Below are 3,768 nucleotides of genomic sequence, written 5' to 3'. Positions count from 1 at the left end.
GGGCCGGGGGCGGGCCGGGCGACTGTCAGGCAGCCCGGGTCATCCCCCGCCCCGGCTCCCGCCGGAGGTGTGCGTCACTCGCCGAAGAGCAAGCCGTACGCGCCCATCGCCATCGCGATGTCCGCCTGGGCCCAGAAGCGGTGATAGGTGAAGCTCGGAGCGTTCCCTCCGTTCAGGTACGCCTGGACCTTCGACCAGTTGGGGTCGTTCTTGTAGAAGGACCGCAGCTCGATGAAGGTCGAGCTGGAGTTGATCTTGTCGCCGTTGGGCATCGTGCCGGAGAAGGTGGACGGCACGTAGACCGGGTCGTTGAACCGGCTGTAGTCCGTCCTGGTCTCCGGCGTGGCGATGCCCAGCGGGTCCTGGTACTTGCCCCACATGCTGTCGAGCAGCCCCTTGGCGGTGGTCTTCGCCGCCGCGTTGCCGGACTTGGCAGCGTAGTAGGACAGCGTCTTGGCGTAGGCCGCCGCGACACCCAGGTCGTTGCCGTAGGCCGAGACCGTCACGTGCAGGCCGGTGTTGGCACCGGGGCTGCTCGCGTTCCAGGTGTCCGGCGCGCCGGTCCACTGGAGGTCGGAGGGGATCTTGAAGGTGCCGTCCGCGTTGATGGTGGTCTGGGAGATCGCCCAGCTCACCCACTTGTCGAGGATGGCCTTCGCCTTGGCGTCACCGGTCTGCTGGTAGTACTCCGCGACCCGCTCCATCGACCAGGCCTGCATGCCGAACCACTGGTTCGACGGCGGGTCGTGGTAGACGGGCTCCCAGTCGTACGCCATCCCGTAGAAGGTCGGCGTGCCGGCCGGGGGCTGGCCGTAGGCGCCCCCCCAGCTGTTGGTGGCGCCACCGGCGATGGCGCCCTCGGAGGACTGGAGCCACTGGTAGAACTCCAGCTGCCGTCCGAGGCTGGTGGACCAGTCCTGCTTGCCGGTGGCCGACTTCGGCGCCATGGCCGGGTCGGTGGTCAGCGCGTAGGCCGCCAGCGGGTTCTGGTAGCCGAAGTGCGAGGCGCCGTCACCGATCCGCCAGGCCCAGCCGCCGCCGGTGCCGGACGAGCCGCCCCAGGCGTAGTACCAGGACAGCAGGTAGTGCTCGCTGTCCTTGCCGGTGCCCGCGGCGCAGGTGTTCGGGTTGGTGCAGTTGCCGATCTTCTTGAAGTACTTGTCGAAGAACGAGTACCGCAGGTAGTCGCCCATCTTGCCGGCCTTCGCGACGGTGGTCGCCACGTCGGCGCCCTTGCCCTGCGCCTTGGCCCAGGTGTCCGCCCAGTAGGCGGCCTGGATCGCGCGCGCGTCGGCGTCGGGTGCGTCGGTGTACTTCCACTGCTGCGCGTAGGCGGAGTCGCCGGTGAACAGGTCCAGGTACCCGTTCTTGCCGCCGTACTTGAACGCGTCGCAGGTCGGCTGCGGCACGGTCTCCCACACCGACTCCTGCTCACCGCGCTGGAAGGTGTTGATGTACGACGGGCCGCTCGCCGTCGGGCCCAGCTCGCAGCCGCCACCGGGCGTGTCACCGTAGCCGTAGATGTTGTCCACGTCTTCGAGCCAGTGCATGCCGTAGATGTCGTCCGTGCCGTAGGCCGACTTCAGCTCGCCCGCGATCGGGTCCACGCCGGATTTGACGTTGCCGTCGAGCTGCGACGGGTAGTCGGACGGCAGCGGGTGCTCGGGGGCGTAGGTGGCCGGCGAGTTGGGGTTGTACGAGGCGTTCGTCGGCTGGTCCGCGTGCGTGGGGATCATGTACTGCTCCATGGTCGCCCATGCCCCGTTGAACTTGGTCCAGTCGCCGCTGATCTGGCCGTACATCGCCTGGAGCCAGATCATGTACGAGTACGCCTCGGACGTGGTCTCGTGACCGTAGTCCGGGGCCTCGACCATGAGCGTCTCGACCGAGTGGTAGGGGATCCCCTTGGGCGAGAAGTAGCCGCTCGACGGGTCGGTGATCTTCCCGTAGAGCGACAGGAACCGGGCGGCGTAGTCGCTGGCCGCGCTGATCTCGTTGACCGTGACGGCCGCGGTGCCGTAGCCGGTCGCGGTGGCCGAGAAGGTCGCGGTGCCGGTACCGGTGGCCGCCGCGGCGACCGTGACGGTCTGGGCGGTCGACCAGTTGGCCGGGGTGAAGGTGAGGCTCGCCCCGGACTGGACGCTCAGCGAGCTGTTGCCCGCGGTGCGCGCCACGCCGACCGTCACATTGGCCGCCGGGGCACTGGACAGCTTCACGCCGAAGGTGCCGGTCTTGCCCTGCTGCACGGACACGGTCGTGGGCGAGGCGACGATCGCCGGGCCGGTCGCCACGTGCACGCCCACCGGGGTGGACTCCGCGGACGCGCCCAGGCTGTCGTACGCCTTGGCGTAGACCGAGTAGTCACCGGCCGGCACCGCTGCCCAGTTGAGCGTGTAGGGCGAGGTGGTGTCGGTGCCCAGCAGCGTGGTGTCGTTGTAGAACTCCACCTTGGTGATGGTCGCGGAGTCCGCCGCGACCGCCGTGGCGGCCAGCGGGATGGTGGCGCCCGCGCTGTAGGTCGCACCGGCCGACGGGCTGGTGAGGACGGGCAGCGGGGGCTGGTGCGCGCCACCGCAGACCGTGCCGTTGACGGTGAAACTGGTCGGTGCGGTGTTGGCGCCGCTGTAGTTGAAGTTGGCACTGGCGGTGACGTTCGCGTTGGCGGCGATTGTCTTGTTCCAGTCCAGCGACTTGACAGTGACCGCCTTGCCGGACTGCGACCAGGTGCCGTTCCAGCCGCTCTGCAGCGTCTGGTTGCCGGTGTAGGAGTACGTCAGCGTCCAGCCGTCGATCGCGGTGCTGCCGAGATTGGTGATCTTGGTGTTCGCGGTGAAACCGGAACCCCAGTCATTGGTCGTGTAGTCGACACTGCACTGCAGGCCGGCCGCGTGCGCGACGCCGCCGCCGGTGGCCACGGTCAGGCCGAGCGGCAGGGCGAGCGCGGCGGTGAACGCCGTCAGCAGTCTCCTGGTCCGCTTTCCGATCGGTCTTCCTCTGGGCATGCGAGAGGTCCTCCTCGCGGTTCGTGTGGGGGGATGGGTTCTACGGTTTTCCTGTGAACCAGTGGGAGCGCTCCCACCATCAAGGTGTTGACGAAGAACTGTCAAGAGGTGAATCAGAACCGCCTGTTGACGGGTCCTCGTCTGCAGAAGTCGACGCGGAACACCGGCAGACCTGACGGTCCCTCTACCGTTGAAGCCGACTTGCCGCTAAGGTCTGCGGCGGACCAGTGGGAGCGCGTCCACTCCTTGATCCCCCCACATCACGAGGAGTCGCACATGCGACGACCAACGCGCACGGCGGCGTTCTCCATCGCCGCCGTCACCACGGCGGCCGCTGCCGCGGCACTGCTCCCCGCGCTCGGCGCTTCCGCGGCCGGCGCCGCGCCGGACTGTTCGGTCACCTACCAGGTGACCAACCAGTGGGACGCCGGATTCCAGGGCAACGTTGTCATCGCCAACAGCGGTGCGCCGAAGACCAGCTGGGACCTGGGCTTCAGTTTCACCGGCGGCCAGAAGGTGACCCAGGGCTGGAACGGCACCTGGACCCAGTCCGGCACGACGGTGCACGTCGCCTCGATGTCGTACAACGGCTCGCTGCCCACCGGCGGCTCCATCAGCGCGGGCTTCCTGGGCACCTGGTCGGGCAGCAACCCGGTGCCGACCGGCTTCACGCTCAACGGCGCCGCCTGCACGCTGGTGGGCCAGCCGACGACGCCGCCGCCCACCACACCGCCGACCACCCCGCCGACGACGCCCCCCACGACGC

At 68.7% G+C, this 3,768-nt stretch carries 2 protein-coding genes; one reads left to right on the top strand and one right to left on the bottom strand.

Annotated features, from left to right (window positions below):
• Positions 1-74 precede the first annotated feature (74 nt).
• Positions 75-3,002, bottom strand: coding sequence for a glycoside hydrolase family 48 protein (locus V7E46_RS32845; protein WP_329178776.1), 2,928 nt, complete (start codon positions 3,000-3,002; stop codon positions 75-77).
• Positions 3,003-3,278: 276 nt separating this feature from the next.
• Between V7E46_RS32845 and V7E46_RS32840 the strand changes: the two genes are divergently transcribed.
• Positions 3,279-3,768: cellulose-binding domain-containing protein (locus tag V7E46_RS32840; RefSeq protein WP_333771821.1), on the top strand; the 490-nt coding region annotated here is incomplete at its 3' end.

Source organism: Streptomyces sp. IBSBF 2435, assembly GCF_036815005.1.
GTDB lineage: Bacteria > Actinomycetota > Actinomycetes > Streptomycetales > Streptomycetaceae > Actinacidiphila.
This window is presented reverse-complemented; position numbering and strand designations above follow the sequence as displayed.